Annotated in this window: 9 protein-coding genes; 1 reads left to right on the top strand and 8 read right to left on the bottom strand. The window is 70.0% G+C overall.

Features of this window, described 5'->3' with window-relative positions; genetic code table 11:
• Nucleotides 1–138 precede the first annotated feature (138 nt).
• The 7 genes from ACFWWR_RS26825 to ACFWWR_RS26795 all read right to left on the bottom strand — a co-directional run bounded on the left by ACFWWR_RS26825 (nt 139) and on the right by ACFWWR_RS26795 (nt 11,177).
• Entirely contained in the window at nt 139–852 is a 714-nt protein-coding gene (locus ACFWWR_RS26825; RefSeq protein WP_383875862.1) for a hypothetical protein, read from the bottom strand.
• Between the two features lie 48 nt (nt 853–900).
• Nucleotides 901–3,129: a glycoside hydrolase N-terminal domain-containing protein gene (locus ACFWWR_RS26820; protein ID WP_384305704.1), complete on the bottom strand. Its 2,229-nt coding sequence runs from the start codon at nt 3,127–3,129 to the stop codon at nt 901–903.
• Entirely contained in the window at nt 3,126–5,108 is a 1,983-nt protein-coding gene (locus tag ACFWWR_RS26815) for a beta-galactosidase (protein ID WP_383875858.1), read from the bottom strand. Before ACFWWR_RS26815 ends, ACFWWR_RS26820 begins: the two co-directional genes overlap by 4 nt.
• Nucleotides 5,108–7,321 (bottom strand): 1,4-beta-glucanase, encoded by a 2,214-nt coding sequence (locus tag ACFWWR_RS26810; RefSeq protein WP_384305701.1) that lies wholly within the window; start codon nt 7,319–7,321, stop codon nt 5,108–5,110. The genes ACFWWR_RS26815 and ACFWWR_RS26810 overlap by 1 nt, the downstream gene beginning before the upstream one ends.
• Nucleotides 7,322–7,448: 127 nt before the next feature.
• Nucleotides 7,449–8,399, bottom strand: coding sequence for a carbohydrate ABC transporter permease (locus ACFWWR_RS26805; RefSeq protein ID WP_383875854.1), 951 nt, complete (start codon nt 8,397–8,399; stop codon nt 7,449–7,451).
• Nucleotides 8,396–9,484, bottom strand: coding sequence for an ABC transporter permease (locus ACFWWR_RS26800; RefSeq protein WP_383875852.1), 1,089 nt, complete (start codon nt 9,482–9,484; stop codon nt 8,396–8,398). Before ACFWWR_RS26800 ends, ACFWWR_RS26805 begins: the two co-directional genes overlap by 4 nt.
• 4 nt (nt 9,485–9,488) lie before the next feature.
• Nucleotides 9,489–11,177 (bottom strand): substrate-binding domain-containing protein, encoded by a 1,689-nt coding sequence (locus tag ACFWWR_RS26795; RefSeq protein WP_383875851.1) that lies wholly within the window; start codon nt 11,175–11,177, stop codon nt 9,489–9,491.
• A gap of 379 nt (nt 11,178–11,556) precedes the next feature.
• Here ACFWWR_RS26795 and ACFWWR_RS26790 point away from each other — a divergent pair, with 379 nt between their 5' ends.
• A complete protein-coding gene (locus tag ACFWWR_RS26790; RefSeq protein WP_384305698.1) occupies nt 11,557–14,394 on the top strand; it encodes a glycoside hydrolase family 3 C-terminal domain-containing protein in 2,838 nt (945 codons plus the stop codon).
• 97 nt (nt 14,395–14,491) lie between these two features.
• On the opposite strand, the gene ACFWWR_RS26785 is transcribed toward ACFWWR_RS26790, so the two are convergent.
• Entirely contained in the window at nt 14,492–15,937 is a 1,446-nt protein-coding gene (locus ACFWWR_RS26785) for an aldehyde dehydrogenase family protein (RefSeq protein ID WP_384305695.1), read from the bottom strand.
• Nucleotides 15,938–16,055 lie beyond the last annotated feature (118 nt).

Genomic DNA, 16,055 nt, shown 5'->3' with positions numbered 1-16,055 from the left:
ACAACGCCGCAGATCGGCGTGCCAGGCCCCGCGTCTGCGGCTTGATCCGCCGGACGGGCCCAGGTCGCGCCGGACGCGGAAGTGCGGCCGGTCCCGTAGGGGAGGGACCGGCCGCACTGTCCTGCGGGGAGGCGAGGGTCAGCTGCTGCTGACCGTCAGGTTGTTGGCGGCGAAGTCCAGACCGCCGGACGACGAGGTGATCTCGAAGCCGAACTGGACGTCACCGATGGTCTCGTTGCCCATCCACTTCTTGGTGTCCTTGATCCACTTCAGGATCGGCAGGATGTTCACCGTGCCGGAACTGGAGTTGGAGGTGCGGATGAACGAGAAGACCTCGTTGGCTCCGTTGGTGCCCTTGTAGACGGTCCAGGTGTGGCCGCCGAGGGTCACGTTGCCCTGCGAGGTGCCGAGCGGGCCGACGGCTCCGGTCTTGTTGACCCAGAGCATGATCTCGTAGTCGTAGTCCGTGTCCCAGATGTCGTACGACGTGTTGTACGCGCCGGACGACGGGACGCTGACGTTGTAGCTGCTGGAGAGTGAGCCCAGCGAGGTGATCGACTTGTTGATCACCTTCTTGGAGTTGGGGTAGGACTTGATGCCGCCGGTGTTGGGGTGGTTGGCGTTGACGCCCCAGCTGGTGCCGGAGTTGGCCCAGATGCACTGGCTGCCGGCGCCGGAGCCCCAGATGTTGTTGTAGAGCGTGTAACCGTTGAGGCTGGTGTTGCCCCACTGGTCGCAGGAGCTCCAGACGGCGGCCGAGGCGGGGGCGGAGGCGAGGCCGACGGTGACGCCGAGCGCGAGGGCGGGGGCCAGCAGGACCTTGCTGATCCTGCCGATGGTGCGTGATGCCATGGTGTCCCTTCCATGGGTGGGGGGAAATGCAGGGGATTTTTTGGGGGGTTACCACGCCCCGAGAGTGAGGACGTGGTCTTCTCCGGCGACGAGGTGGAGCGGTTCGGCGCCGGAGGAAGTCCGGAGTTCGACGCGGTGTGTCCGGGTGGGGCGGATCACCGCGGTCGCTTCGTGCTGGTTCCAGGTGAGGTCGATCTCCGCCCCGAACCGGGTGCGGATGCCCTGGAGCCGGCCTTTCGGGTATGCCGTCGGCAGCGCGGGCAGCAGGACCAGCCGGTCCGGCGTCGACTGCACCAGCATCTCCACGAGCACGGCGGGCAGGGTGTGCGCCGCGTCCGCGTTGTAGACGTCCCGGTTCGGGTAGTGCGCGCTCATGAGGGACGCGTGGAAGAAGTCCCCCTTGAGCACCTGGCCGAGTGCGTGCGCGACCCGTTCGCCGTCGCGCAGGCGGGCCGCGACGAGAGCGTGGTGCAGATGGCCGTGCGCGGAGTCGTTCTCGGCGCCGCGCAGTTCGAGGGCCCGGTACGCGGCTGCCGCGAGGTCCGGGGTGTCGTACGGGTTGATCTCGTCGAGCGGCCAGACGCCGTAGAGATGGCTGAGGTGGCGGTGGTCGTAGGTGTCGTCGAGGCCGGGCCAGGCCCACTCGGCCAGCGCGCCGTCGGTGTTGATCCGGTGGGGCGGGAGCCGGTCGGCGAGGGCACGCCAGCCGTCCGCCCGCTCCCGGTGGTAGTCGGCGGCGGTGAGCAGGGCGTGTCGGGCGGCCGACAGGTCCATGGCCGCGTTGATCGTGCCCCAGCTCGCGTTCGCCGGACGGTTCTCGGGCGAGTAGGAGGGGACGACGACCAGGTGGCCGTCGGCGTCCGTGCGGGTGAGGAAGTCCTCGTAGAACAGGGCTACTTGGGCGAGGACATGGGCGGTGCGCGGATCCTGTTCACCGCGGGTCTCGTCGTGGTCGACGAGGGGTTTGAGGAGCCAGTCGGCACCGGCGGTCCACAGCTGGTGCGGGTATTCACGGTCGAAGTGGTACGTGAATCCGGACTCGCCGTCGGTGTGCGTGGGCGCGACCACGCCTCGGGCACCGAAGGTCACGCGGGCGTTCTCGGCCCAGTCGCCGACCTGGCGGTGGATCAGGGAGGCGTGTGCCTCGGTGACTTCGGGGAGGGCGGCGGCCGCCGCGGAGGCGGTCTGGAGGTTGAGGTTGGCGTTGGTGGTGAACGCGCCCGACCAGGCCGTGTTCCAGTCGCCGGTCCAGAGGCCGACGAGGCGGGGCGGGAGCATCCCGCTGGCGGAGAGCAGGTGGTAGCGGCCGGCGGCGAAGAGGCGTTCCAGGAGGGCGGGGCTGTCGGGGCGGCTCAGCAACTCCGAGCCGGGCAGCTCGCGTTCGGCGGGATCCGCTGCGAGATCGAGGGTCACGCGCTCGTAGGCGGTGCGGTGCGGCCGGGTGTGGCGTTCCAGGAGGCGGGCGTACGGGTCGTCGTCGTCCGGGATCAGGTCGCCGAGGGCGCGGGCCTGGGCAAGGGCGTCCGGGTCGTCGGTGTCCGGGGTGTTCGGGGTGCCCGGGGCGCCTGTGTGGCGCAGGACGCGGGTGAGCAGGAGCACGGACTCGGCGCCGGTGATCCGAAGACCGGGAGGGGTGAGCGTCGTACGGCCGCCGGTGACGGCGACCAGCGTCACGCCGGTGTACGCGCGGTCGCTGCCGGGGTAGCGGGCGCGCAGGGTGAGCAGGGCGCCGTCGGGGGTGAGGACGGCGCCGTGACCGACGGCGAGGTCGTGGGGTGCGCCCGGGAGCCGGTGGTCGAGGGAGACGGTCAGGTCGGTGGTGCGGACGTGCTGGACGATGACGTCGTCGGCGCGTGAGACGAAGACCCGGCTGCTCCAGTCGGCGCACTCGGCCGTGGCCACGCCGGTGGTGAAGTCGACGGATCGGCGGTACGCGCGCGGTTCGCCCTCGGTCGTCCTGTGCAGCCGTACCTGGAAGGCCGGGTGGAACGGCTGGACCCACTGAAGGTCTCGGCCGTCCGTGAAGGTCTCGGCGGCGGCCGCTTCTCCGGCGAGCAACCGGTCCTGGAGCGCGGTGAGTTGGCCGGCGAGCTCCGGTGGGCGGGCGTGCTCGGCGCCGTTCGGACGGACGAGGGTGTGATGCGTGACGACGACCCGCTCGTCGTTCGGATCACCGAACAGCATGGCGCCGTGCCGGCCGTTGCCGGACAGGAAGGCGTCCTCCCAGCGGGCGGCGGGCCGCGGCTCCCAGGTGCCGTGGACGGGACCGGCGCTCATGGCCTCAGCACCGCCACTCCGTAGCGGCCGAGGGTGAGCTCGTCCGTGACGGTCACGTCCGTCAGGAGGTCCCGGTGGGTGCCCGGCACGTCGACCGTCACCGACTCGCGCCCGTGGTTGAGGACGAACAGCAGGTCACCGCGGCGGACCGCCTCGACCTGGGCGGGCAGCGCGTCGAGCACGGGGCGGGCGCCCGCGTCGGCGGCGATCCGGGCGAGCAGTTCGCGCATCGCGTCCGGCTCGGGGAGCGTCGAGACGTACCAGGCACGTCCCTTGCGGAGCACGGCCGGCAGCCCGTCGAGCTCCCCGCCCTTGTACGTGGCCTCGACCTCGCCGTCCTCGGCCTTCTCGATCTCCTCCGACCACAGGGTGCCGCGGAAGCCGTCGCACTCGACGGTCTCGCCCGCGTCCAGGGGCCACCACTCGTGCAGGGTGCGGATGCCGAACAGGTCGCGCAGGCGGGCGTCCATGCCGCCGGGCCGGACCCGGTCGTCCTCGTCGGCGACGCCGGTGAGGAAGCCGGAGACGAGGGTGCCGCCGCCGCGGACGTATCCGAGGAGGTTCTCGATCGCCGCGTCGGTGAGGGCGTAGAGCTGCGGGACGACGACGAGCCTGTAGGGGCTCAGGTCGTGTTCGGGGTGGGCGAAGTCGGTGGTGAGGTGGGCTTCCCAGAGGGCCCGGTGCCAGGCTCGTACGAGTTCGGGGTGGTCGACGTGCGTGGACGGACGGCCGTCCTGGGCGCCGGCCCACCAGGCGTGCCAGTCGTGCAGGACGGCGATGTCGTGGAACGAGTGACTGTCCGTCACCTGCTGGCTGATCTTGGCGAGTTCGGCGCCGAGTTGCTTGACCTCCTGGTACGTACGGCCCTCCTCCCCCGCGTGACTGACCATCCCGGAGTGGAACTTCTCCGAGCCCTGCCGGGACTGCCGCCACTGGAAGTAGCAGACGGCGTCGGCCCCTCGGGCGACGGCCTGCAACGACCAGAGGCGGTTGAGGCCCCGCGGCTTGGGGTGGTTGACGCCCCGCCAGTTGACCGGTCCTGCCGCCTGTTCCATCAGCATCCAGGGGCCGCGCGCCTGGGAGCGCGTCATGTCCTGGACGAGGGCGCCGTTCTGGGCGCCGAGGGGGTCGCGCGGGTCGGGGTAGAGGTCGACCGAGACGACGTCCTCCTCCTCGACCCAACGCCATGCGTCCTGGCCCACCCACAGCGGCATGAAGTTGGTGGTGACGGGGATGTGCGGGGTGGCTCGGCGGACGATGTCGCGCTCGGCGACGTAGCACTCCAGGAGCATGTCGGACGTGAACCGCTTGAAGTCCAGCACCTGGGTGGGGTTCTTCAGGTAGTGGGCGTGCCGGGGGGTGTGGATCTCCGCCCAGTCCCCGTAGCCCTGGCTCCAGAAGGCGGTGCCCCAGGCCTCGTTGAGGGCGCCGAGCGTGCCGTACTTCTCCTGGAGCCAGCCGCGGAAGCGGGCGGCGGCCTCGTCGCTCCAGTCGTAGGTGCAGTACTCGTTGTTGATGTGCCACATGGTGAGGGCCGGGTGGGGGCCGTAGCGGGCGGCGAGGTCCTCGGTGATGGTGGCGGCGTGACGGCGGTAGGTGGCGCTGGAGTGCGAGAAGTGCTGGCGGCCGCCCCACCACTCGGTACGGCCGTCCTGGTCGACGGGCAGGGTCTCGGGGTGCAGGTGCCCCATCCAGGGCGGGGGCGAGGCGGTGGGCGTGGCCAGGACGACCCCGATGCCGTTCTCGTGCATCAGGTCCATCAGCCGGTCCAGCCAGCCGAAGTCCCGCTCCCCGGGGCGGGGTTCGAGCTTCGCCCAGGAGAAGACGCCGAGGGTGACGCTGTTGACGCCGGCGTCCTTCATCAGGCGGACGTCGTCGAGCCAGGTCTCCTCGGGCCACTGCTCGGGGTTGTAGTCGCCGCCGTAGAGGATGCGGCCGCGGGTGGCGTCGGCCAGAGTGGGCCGGTGTTCGGCCGGCATCAGACCGGCTCCCCGTACTGGATGCCGCGCCCGTTGGTGGCGAGGTACACGCGGCCGTACAGCCGCGGGTCGCCGACGATGACCTCGCCGGTCCAGCCCCACTGGTGGGCGTCGTCGTTGATGCGCACCCAGGTCTTCGCCTCGTCGTCGGAGCGGTAGACGGCCGTGATGGTCTCGGTGGACCCGACCTGGTAGATGGCGGGGTACTGCGCCCCTTCGGCGGCCTTGCCGAAGCCGAGGGTGTACGAGGCCCGGCAGCTGTCGAGCTTCGAGAAGGTGGCCCCGCCGTCGGTGGACCGGTACAGGCCGTTCCACTTCGCGGAGAGCCACAGGTCACCGGATCTGCCCGGCGCCGCGACCAGCTTGAACTGGCTGTCCCCGGAGGGCAGCCCGGTCGCACGCGCTGTGAACGAGAGGCCACTGTCAGTGCTGGCGAGTAGCGTTCCCGTGTCGGTGTCGTACGCGTAGAAGCGCGTCGGGTCGGCCGGGTCGGCGACCGGCGTGGCGCCCTTCGGGAAGGAGGAGATCTCGGTCCAGGTGGCGCCGTTGTCCGCCGAGCGGTGGGCCGCGTACTTCGTGCCGTCCCAGTGCACGAAGGACCACAGCAACACACTGCCGTCCGCGTTGGTGGCGATCGGCCCCGGCGCGTCCTTGGCGATCGCGGGCTGGGCCTTGAAGGGCGCCCAGGTCTGCCCGCCGTCGTTCGAGTAGGCGCCGTTGCCGTTGTCGCCCCAGCCCGCGCGGACCACGTACGCCGGTCTCGTCGCGGCCTGCGCGAGTCCCGTCGCCGACCCGAACACGGGGTTCGACGCCATGCCGCGCGACGGAGACGCCGTGAGCCGCTCGTGGTACATCACGCCGATGTCCCCGAGCCCGCTGAGCAGGTGCGCCTCCCCGGCCGGGGGCGAGATCAGCTGGCGCACGGCGGTCTCCTCCAGACCGCGGATCTGCGGGGCCCAGCGCTTCAGGTCCCGGGTGCCGTAGAGGGTGGCGCCGGTGCCGTAGACGATGTGCTTCGAGTCGTACGGGTCGATGCCGACCGCCTGGATCCACCAGCCGAACTTGGGCTGGTCGCCGCCCCACTTGAGGAAGGGAGTCTCGGACACGTCGAAGACCGCGGCGTCCTTGAGGGACGTCCAGGTACGGCCGCCGTCGGTGGTCCGGTACAGGGTGTCGATCGCCGCCCAGCGGTTGTTGGTGGAGACCACGACGGTGCCGGGGCGACAGGCGTCGACGGCGACGCCGCCGTAGCCGAAGCTGTCGGCGGAGCCGTCGCTCGTGGTCCCGCCCGGCTTCACCGGCGTGACCTCGGTCCACTTCCCGTCCGTGGTGCGCAGCTTGTGCACACTGCCGTCGGACTGGCCGTTGGGGCCGGGCGCGTTCGCGTACGACACGTACAGCTCGCGGGTGGTCTTGTCGTACGCGGCGCGGATCGGGACCTTGGCGGCGGTGCCGGAGGGCTGGCCGGGGACGGCCTTCCAGGTGGTGCCGTCGGCGGTGCGGTACAGGTTGGCGGACGTGCCGTCCGAGTCGCCCCAGCCGGCGTAGAGGGTGCGCCCGGCGGCGACCAGGAAGGTGACGCCCTGGCCGGACGCGCTCGGGGCGCCCGGGAAGCCGGTCACGGCCGCCCAGGTCGCGCCCCGGTCGGTGGACCTGAGCAGCCCGTCGTGCCGGGTCCCCAGCCACAGGGTGTCGCTGTCGCGCGGGTCGACGAGAAGCCGCTCCCCCGTGCCGCGGCCGTCCTCGTTGGCACCGAGCTTCACGGTGAGGTCGGTGCGGGCCCAGGTCGCGCCCCGGTCCTCGGAGCGCAGGACGGCGCCGTTGCCCGCCCAGGACTGGGCGTAGGTGCCGAGAGCGAGGTAGAGACGGTTGGGGTGGGCGGGGTCGACGGCCATCGCCTCCACGCCGAGGAGGTTCCAGTCGTCCCAGCCGAGGTGGTCGGTGAGCGGCGTCCAACTGGCGGCCCGGTCGTCCCAGCGGTAGGCGCCGCCGATGTCGGTACGGGCGTAGGCGAGACCGCGTACGGAGGGGTGGAAGAGAACACCCGTGACGAATCCGGTACCGCCGATGACGGCGGTGCGCCAGCGGTAGGTGGGGGCGACGGCGGCTTCGGCGCCGTACGCACGCCCCTGGCCCACGGGAATCGCGGTGAGCGCGGCGGCGGCCGCGGTTCCGGCGAGAACGGCACGTCTACTGAGGCGGGACGTACGCATGACAGACCTCGATCTGCAAGAAAGGGGGAAGTGGACGCAACCTCAGGGGCGCGGGGAACTGCGCGACCGGCCACAACGGAACCCGCAGCCGCCGGACCACAGATGCCCCCCGCTGGGTAGGCGCAGGTCAGCCCTTCACCGCACCCGTCAGCATGCCCTTCTTGAAGTGCTTCTGGACGAAGGGCGAGAGGAAGGCGACGGGCAGCAGGGCCAGCACCATGACCGCCATCTGAACGGCGAGCGCGGAGAGCTGGCCCGTCTTGATGGCCTGGCCCATGCCGACCGGAGGCTCCTGCTTCTGGACGAGCTGGATCATGACGTTCTGCAGCGGCATCATGTCCTGGTCGCCCAGGTAGATCGACGCGTTGAACCAGGCGCTCCAGTAGCCGACGGCGTAGAAGAGCGTGATCACCGCGATGACCGCGCGGGAGAGTGGCATCACGATCTGCCACAGGATCCGCCAGTCCCCCGCCCCGTCGATCCGCGCGCTGTCGGTGAGCTCCGGCGAGATGCCCATGAAGAACGCCCGCAGCACCAGGATGTTGAAGACGCTGATCGCGCTCGGCAGGATCAGCGCGAGATACGTGTCGGTCAGCCCCAGGGACTGCACCAGCAGATACGTGGGGATGAGGCCGGCGCCGAAGAACATCGTCGCGAGCAGGATCATCAGGAACCAGCGGTGCCCGACCGACCCGATACGCGAGAGCCCGTACGCCGAGAGGATGGACACCGTCATCGAGAACAGTGTGCCGACGAGCGTGACGCCCAGGCTGACAAGGGTGGCACGGGTGACCTGGCCGCCGCTCAGCAGTTCCTGGTAGGCGATGAAGGTGATCTCCTTGGGGATCACCACCAGGCCGCCGGCCTCACTGATGGCCTGCTTCGTGGACAGACTGGTGACGACGACGATCCACAGCGGGAACAGGACGGCGAAGCAGGCGAAGGTCAGGACGATGCCCTTGCTCGCGAGCCCGGCGGGGTTGGGCTTCTCCTCCCAAACGGGCCGCGGCGGGGCGGCCCAGCGTCCGGGAGCCTTCGGGGCGGGGGCCTTCGGCCGTTCCTCGGTGACAGCGCTCACTTCTTGTACACCCCCTGCTCGCCCATGAGATGGGCGACCTTGTTCGCGGCGAGGACAAGCCCGAGACTGACCACGCCCTTGATCAGGCCTGCCGCGGCCGCATAACTGAACTCCTGGTTGCGGACGCCGTTCCACCACACAAAGGTGTCGAGCACTTCCGACGCGCCTGGACCCACCGCGTCTCTCTGCAGCAGGATCTGTTCGAAACCGACCGTGAGCGCGTCACCGACACGCAGCACCAGGAGCAGGGCGATCACCGGGCGCAGTGCCGGCAGGGTGACGTGCCACATCCGGCGCCATCGTCCGGCCCCGTCCATCGCCGAGGCCTCGTACAGATCGGGGCTGACGGAGGCCAGTGCCGCGAGGAAGACGATGATGCCCCAGCCGGCGTCCTTCCAGACGCCCTCCGCCGTCACCAGGAACTTGAAGATCCCCGGGTCGGTCATGAGGTCGAAGCCCTCGTAGCCGTGCTCGCGCAGGGTCTGCGCGATGATGCCGGCGCCGCCGAAGATCTGCTGGAAGACGGTGATGACCAGCACCCAGGAGAAGAAGTGCGGCAGGTAGAGGATCGCCTGCGACACGGCCCGCACCCGGGGCCTGATCACGCTGTTGATGAGCAGCGCGAGCACGATCGGGACAGGGAAGAAGAGCACCAGTTGAAGCGAGAACAGGACGAAGGTGTTCTTGACGGCGTCCCAGAACGCCGAGTCCTCGAAGATCCGCGAGAACTGCTCGAAGCCGACCCAGGGGCTGTGGAAGATGGCGACGAAGCCGTTGTCGCTGACGTACGGGTCGTACTCCTGGAAGGCGACGACGTTGCCCAGGATCGGTATGTAGTTGAAGACCAGGACCAGCAGAACGGCCGGCAGGGTCATCAGGATCAGCGTGCGGTCCCGCTTGAGGCGGGTCCTGAGGGTGCCGCCGTTCGCGGCCTTCTTCAGGGCCTTCTTCTCGGCCTTGGAGACGCCGGAGGACTTGGTGGGCTTGGTGGACTTGCGCCCTCCGACGGAGGGTTGGGCGGTGTCGTCCGTTGTCGACGGCGGCGCCGTGCGCGCGGCGGCGCCCGGAGTGGTGCTGTGTGCCACTTCGTCACCCCTGCGCGGATCCGCTGTCGTCCAGCAGCTTCTGGTACCAGTCGCGCAGCTTGTCGCCGCCCTGGCTCTTCCACTCCGCCACCGCCTGCTGCATGTCGCTGACCTTCTTGCGGCCGCGGACGACGGAGTCCTCCAGATCCTCGAAGTCGTTGGAGAGGCTGGTGTAGCGGGCCGGTTCGGTGATCTGGAGTCCGAAGAAGGAGGACTTCTTGGTGAAGGCGCCCATCCGCTGCTGCCACTCCACCTGTTCCTTCGCGATGTCCGGGAAGTCGGGGTGCGCGATGGTCGGGGCGGGGCTCGCGAGCATGACGAAGGCGTTCAGGACCTCCTGGTTGCCCTTGTCGTTCTTGGTGGGAACGCCGTCCTTGACCGTGTAGTGCGTGCCCTCCACCCCGTAGTTGGTGAGCATGTACTCCTTGGTGCCGTACGGGGCCGCGGTGACGTTCGCGGCAGCCAGCACGTCGTGGATCACTGCCTTGGACGCCTTCTTGTTGATGAAGGCGAAGATGCCCGCAGGTGATCCGGCCCACAACTGGGGGTCGCCCCCGTCATGGCCGAAAATGTCCATGCCGGAGATGCGGAAGTCCTTGTTCTGGCCGGTCTGTTCGGCCATCTTGCCCCACCAGTCCGAGATGTTCTGGTTGTACATCAGGACCTGGCCGTCGGTGAATCGCTGACCCGCGTTGCCCTGGTTCGCCGCCCTGGCGTCGGGGTGGACGACGCCCGCCGCGTACAGCTTGCGCGTCCACTCCAGCGCTTCGAGGTACTCGTCGGTCTCGACCCGGTAGATCAGCTTGCCGTCGACGACATTCCAGCCGAGCGACTTCTCGCTTCCGGACAGCACGCCGAAGCTGTTGAAGGCGGTCCACTTCATGTCGTCGCAGGCCCACACCTTCGCCTTGGCGTTGGTGATCTCCTTGGCGAGGGCCAGGAACTCGTCGGCGGAGGTGGGGAGTTCGTAACCCTCCTTGTCGAAGACGTCCTTGCGGTAGAAGGGCACGATGCCGACGACGGCGGGAGAGGGCTGGGGCAGGCCGCACAGCTTGCCGCCGAAGATGGAGCGCTGCCAGGCATCGGTCGGGATGGCGGCGAGGTTCGGGTACTCCTTGACCTTGTCGCCCGAGAGGTACGGGCCGAGGTCGGCCATCTTGCTGATGATGGCGCTGGGGATCTTGCCGCCCATGTTCCAGCTGGGGATCACCACGACGTCCGGCATGTCGCTGGAGGCGAGGACCGCGCCCAGCTTCTCGTCGTACGTGTTGCCGTCCTGGTTCTGCCAGACGACGTCGGCGCCGATCGTCGCGTTCATCGTCGAGTAGTACGGGTTGCTGCCCTTCGGCGGCGTGCCCCAGAACGGCGACATGATCTTGATAGTGCTGCCCTTGCCCAGCTTCTGCGGCACCGAGGTCTTCAGGTCGGCGAGCGAGAGCTTGCTGGTAAAGCCGATCGAGGAGCCGTTCTTCGACGGAATGTCCGGCGTCACCACGTTCTGCGCCACGAAGGCGGGCAGGATCTTCTTCGCGTCCTTGCCCGAGGTCGTGCCGTCCTTGGAGCCGCTGTCGGAGCCGCCGCAGGCGGCAAGCAGCGGCATCCCGCCCGCCACCGCTGCGGTGACGACCGCAGAGGAGGCGAGGAAGCTTCTCCGGCTGGGCCCGGAGGAGGCGGAAGCGGCGTTCGGCGTCATTGCGTCAACCCTTCATGGCGCACCAGGACACCCGGCGGTGGAGCCGTCGGCTGCGGTGTCTTGTGTGGAACTGGCTGAGCTGAAGCGGTTCTTGGAACCTCGGAGGAAGGCGAGCCGTCCGGCGGGCCGTCCTCGCGGTCGAAGTAGTCGAAGCGCTTCGATGTTGCTGCGAGGTTAAGTGAACACCCAAGGGTGCACAAGGGTCGTTCCCAAGATTCCTCCGAGGTGTGGAGGATCGGATCAGCCTCTTGCGCGACTTGAAATGTCGGTCGGGAGTCGGAGTTGTTGCCCCGGGGTGTCTTGACACCCACCCCTGGATCGAATGAGCATCGAAGCGCTTCGAAAGCGCTTCGCCGCTCCATCGCAAGGGGATCACCACGTGACCGCACAAACGCCGCCTACGACGCCTTTCCGCGATCCGCGCCTGCCGTTCGCGAAGCGCATCGACGACCTGCTGTCGCGGCTGACCCTCGACGAGAAGGTCGCTTTCCTGCACCAGTTCGCGCCGGCCGTCGAACGGCTGGGCGTCGCCGAGTTCCGCACCGGCCAGGAGGCCCTGCACGGCGTGGCCTGGATGGGCCCCGCCACGGTGTTTCCGCAGGCCGTCGGCCTCGGCGCGACCTGGAACACCGATCTCGTACGACGGGTCGGCGAAGCGGTGTCCAGGGAGGTCCGCGCGATGCGCGCCCGGGACGACCGCGTCGGCCTCAACGTCTGGTCGCCGACGGTGAACCTGCTCCGGCATCCGCTGTGGGGCCGTAACGAGGAGGGCTACTCGGAGGACCCGAAGCTCACCTCGGCCATCGCCACCGCCTACACACACGGTCTGCGCGGCGACCATCCGACGTACTGGCGCACGGCGCCGGTCCTCAAGCACTGGCTGGCGCACAACAACGAGACGGACCGCGCCACCGCGTCGAGTTCGGTGCGTCCGCGGGTGCTGCACGAGTACGATCTGCGCGCCTTCCGCGAGACGGTCGAGGCGGGCGCCACGGCCGGGGTGATGCCGGCGTACAACCTGGTCAACGGCCGTCCGAACCACGTCTCGCCCTACCTGCGCGAGCAGCTGCGCGCCTGGACCGACGAGGACCTGCTGGTCTGCTCGGACGCGGGCGCGCCCTCCAACCTGGTCGACTCCGAGCACTACTTCGACACCCACGAGGAGGCCACCGCGGCCGCGGTCCTCGCCGGCGTCGACAGCTTCACCGACCACGGCACGGACAGCTCGAAGATCGTCGCCCGCGTCAAGGGAGCCCTGGAACAGGGCCTGCTGACCGAGGCCGACCTCGACGCCGCCGTACGCCGCCAGCTCTCGGTGCGCTTCCGGCTCGGCGAGTTCGACCCGCACTACGACCCGTACGCGGACACCAGGGACTTCGACACCCCGGCGCACCGCACGCTCGCCCAGGAGGCCGCCGAGCAGGCCGTCGTCCTGCTCAAGAACGACGGCGTGCTGCCGCTGGCCCCGGACACCCGGATCGCCGTGGTCGGCCTGCTCGCCGACGAGTGCAAGCTCGACTGGTACAGCGGCACCCTCATCCACCGCTCGACCCCGCTGGAGGGCCTGTACGAGCGGTTCGGCGCGGAGCGCGTCGAGTTCGCGGAGGGAGTGGACCGGGTCCTGCTGAAGACCTCGGGAGGTACGTTCCTCCAGGTGCCCTCCGCCGAGGGAGTGGCCGACGAGGCGCGCGGCGCCGAGGGCGCGCTGGACCCGGCCCTCCTCGCGGGCCGCACCGACCTTCCCCCGCTCACCGCGGCCGCCGTCGGCACCGAACTCGCGCTCGTCGACTGGGGCGAGGGCATCCTGACCCTGCGCGCGCCCGACGGCCGCTACCTCTCGGTCGCCGAGGACGGCTACGTACGCGCCTCCGCCGACCAGCCCGGCGGCTGGGTCGTCCAGGAGACGTTTCGGCTGGAACCGCACGGGAACGGACACCTCCTCAGGCACGTCGGTACGGGTCGCCACGTCTCTGTCTCCGCCGACGGAGTAAAGGTTGCCGACGAGAATCCGGAAACGTTCGAGCTCATCGTCGTCGAACGCGGCGAGGACGCAGTGACCAGGGTCACCACCGAGGCGGATGTGGTACTGGTGGTCGCGGGCAACGACCCGCACATCAACGGCCGCGAGACCGAGGACCGCACGACCCTGCGCCTGCCCGCCCAGCAGGAGCGCCTGCTGCGCGCCGCCCGCGCCGCCAACCCGAACACCGTCCTGGCGCTGACCTCCGCCTACCCCTACGCGGTCGACACCGCCGACCTCCGGGCGGCGCTGTGGACCGCCCACGGCGGCCAGGCGGCCGGCACCGCGCTCGCCCGCGTCCTGGCCGGCGACGTCTCCCCCGCCGGCCGCCTCCCGCAGACCTGGTACGCCGACGACGCCGACCTGCCCGGCCTCCTCGACTACGACGTGATCGGCAGCCGCCAGACCTACCTCTACTTCGAGGGCACGCCGCTGTTCCCGTTCGGACACGGACTGTCGTACACGACGTTCTCGTACGGCGATCTCGGCTCCCGCATCGAGGGCGAGACACTGCACGTCTCCTTCACGGTCACGAACACCGGCGACGTCACGGCCGACGAGGTCGCCCAGCTCTACACCCGCGCCGTGGACCCGGTGGTCCCGCGCCCGCGCCGCGAGCTGCTGGCGCACCGCCGCCTGACCCTCGCGCCGGGCGCCAAGGAGGAGTTGACCTTCGACGTCCCGTTGCGTTCCTTCGAGTTCTGGGACGTGGCCCAGGGCCGCCTGCGCCTGGAGCCGGGCCCGTACGAGCTGCTGGCCGGCACCTCCAGCGAGGACGTCCGCCTTCGTACGACCGTACTGCTGGACGGCGAGCCCTCCGCCCCTCGTCCCGTGCGCGAACGCGGCCTGGACGCGGCCGACTTCGACGACCAGAGCGGGGTCGAGATCGTCGACCGCACGAAGACGTCGGGCGACGCGGTGGCGGCGGCGGAGCGCCGGATTGGTGAACTGGTGTACCGGTGCTGTGACTTCGGCGCCGGTGTCACACAGGTGCAGGTGACCGTGTCCGGCGAGGGCGTGGTGGAGCTCTCGCTCGACGGCGGTCCGGTGCTCGCCACCCTGACGTCGGGCGCGTCCGACTCCGGGCCGTACGCCTACACCACCCTCGGCGCCGGCATCGTCGCCGAGGGCGTGCATGACGTCCACCTCAGACTGCGCGGCCCGCTGCGGCTCGCGCACGTCGGCTTCTCCGGTTGAGGGTCCGGGGAAGACCGGCACAGAGAAGGGGCCCGGCACCGGAAGGCATCGGTGCCGGACCCCTTCGGGGAGCCTATATGAAAATGGTTCCCATGAGCTAGAGGGCCAGTCCGGTCAGGACCAGGACCCGCTCGTACGTGTAGTCGTCCATCGCGAACTTCACGCCCTCGCGGCCCACTCCGGACTGCTTGACACCGCCGTACGGCATCTGGTCGGCGCGGTAGGAGGGCACGTCGCCGATGACGACACCGCCGACCTCCAGGGCGCGGTGGGCACGGAAGGCGGCCTGGAGGTCGTGGGTGAACACACCCGCCTGCAGGCCGTACTTGGAGTCGTTGACGGCGGCGAAGGCCGCGGCCTCGCCGTCCACCTTCTGCACGGTGAGGACCGGTCCGAAGACCTCCTCGCAGGAGATGGTGGTGCTCGCCGGCACGTCGGTCAGGACGGTCGGCGCGTAGGAGGCGCCGTCGCGCTCACCGCCGGTGAGGAGCCGCGCTCCCGCCTCGACGGCCTCCCGCACCCACGCCTCGACCCGCTTGGCCGCGTCCTCGCTGACCAGCGGCCCGACGTCGGTCTTGTCGTCGGACGGGTCACCCGTGACCTGGGCCTCGACGGCGGCGACCACGCGGGCCAGCAGCCGGTCGTGGACGGAGGCGTCCACGATGACCCGCTGGACGGAGATGCAGGACTGGCCGCCCTGGTAGTTGGAGAAGGCGGCGATGCGGGTGGCGGCCCAGTCGAGGTCGGCGTCGGAGGCGTAGTCCCCGAGGACGACCGCGGCGCCGTTGCCCCCCAGCTCCAGGGTGCAGTGCTTGCGCGGCACCGAGTCCATGATCGCGTAGCCGACCGTCTCGGAACCGGTGAAGGAGATCACCGGCAGTCGCTCGTCCTGGACGAGGGAGGGCATCCGGTCGTTCGGGACGGGGAGGATGCTCCACGAGCCCGCCGGCAGCTCGGTCTCGGCGAGCAGTTCGCCGATGACCAGCCCGGAAAGCGGGGTGGCGGGTGCCGGCTTCAGGATGATCGGGGCACCGGCCGCGATCGCCGGGGCGATCTTGTGGGCGCACAGGTTCAGCGGGAAGTTGAACGGCGCGATCCCGAGCACGACGCCCTTCGGGAAGCGGCGGGTGAGGGCGAGACGGCCCTGACCGCCGGCGTCCGTGTCGAGCCGTTGGGCCTCGCCGCCGTTGAACCGACGGGCCTCCTCGGCGGCGAACCGGAACACGGAGACGGCCCTGCCGACCTCGCCGCGGGCCCACTTGATCGGCTTGCCGTTCTCCGCGGAGATGAGCTGCGCGATCTCCTCGGTGCGCTCGGCCAGCCGCCTGCTGACGTGATCCAGGGCGGCGGCCCGGACGTGGGCGGGGGTGGCCGCGAACTCGTCCCGTACGGCGTGCGCGGCGGCCACGGCCTCCTCGATCTGCGCGTCGCTCGGCACGGCGACCTTGCCGACCAGGCGACCGTCCCAGGGCGAGGTGACGTCGAAGCTGTCCTCGCCGGTGGCCTGGCGGCCGGCGAGCCAGAAGGCGTGGGTGGAAGTCATGTGTCGACGGTAGGGGCGGGGAGGGCGGAGGGCGTTTGTCCGAGGTGTAGTGGTGGGGGTGGGGAGTGTGCCGGATCGGCAGGGTGGTGGGGGTGCAGGTCCGACTCGCTTGGATGAA

It is taken from the genome of Streptomyces sp. NPDC058678, assembly GCF_042714835.1.
Classification (GTDB): Bacteria; Actinomycetota; Actinomycetes; order Streptomycetales; family Streptomycetaceae; genus Streptomyces.
This window is presented reverse-complemented; position numbering and strand designations above follow the sequence as displayed.

Bases quoted from the DNA above. Each gene is read 5' to 3' on its own strand.
- ACFWWR_RS26825 (WP_383875862.1), bottom strand. From the start codon at position 852: ATGGCATCACGCACCATCGGCAGGATCAGCAAGGTCCTGCTGGCCCCC.
- ACFWWR_RS26820 (WP_384305704.1), bottom strand. From the start codon at position 3,129: ATGAGCGCCGGTCCCGTCCACGGCACCTGGGAGCCGCGGCCCGCCGCC.
- ACFWWR_RS26815 (WP_383875858.1), bottom strand. From the start codon at position 5,108: ATGCCGGCCGAACACCGGCCCACTCTGGCCGACGCCACCCGCGGCCGC.
- ACFWWR_RS26810 (WP_384305701.1), bottom strand. From the start codon at position 7,321: ATGCGTACGTCCCGCCTCAGTAGACGTGCCGTTCTCGCCGGAACCGCG.
- ACFWWR_RS26795 (WP_383875851.1), bottom strand. From the start codon at position 11,177: ATGACGCCGAACGCCGCTTCCGCCTCCTCCGGGCCCAGCCGGAGAAGC.
- ACFWWR_RS26785 (WP_384305695.1), bottom strand. From the start codon at position 15,937: ATGACTTCCACCCACGCCTTCTGGCTCGCCGGCCGCCAGGCCACCGGC.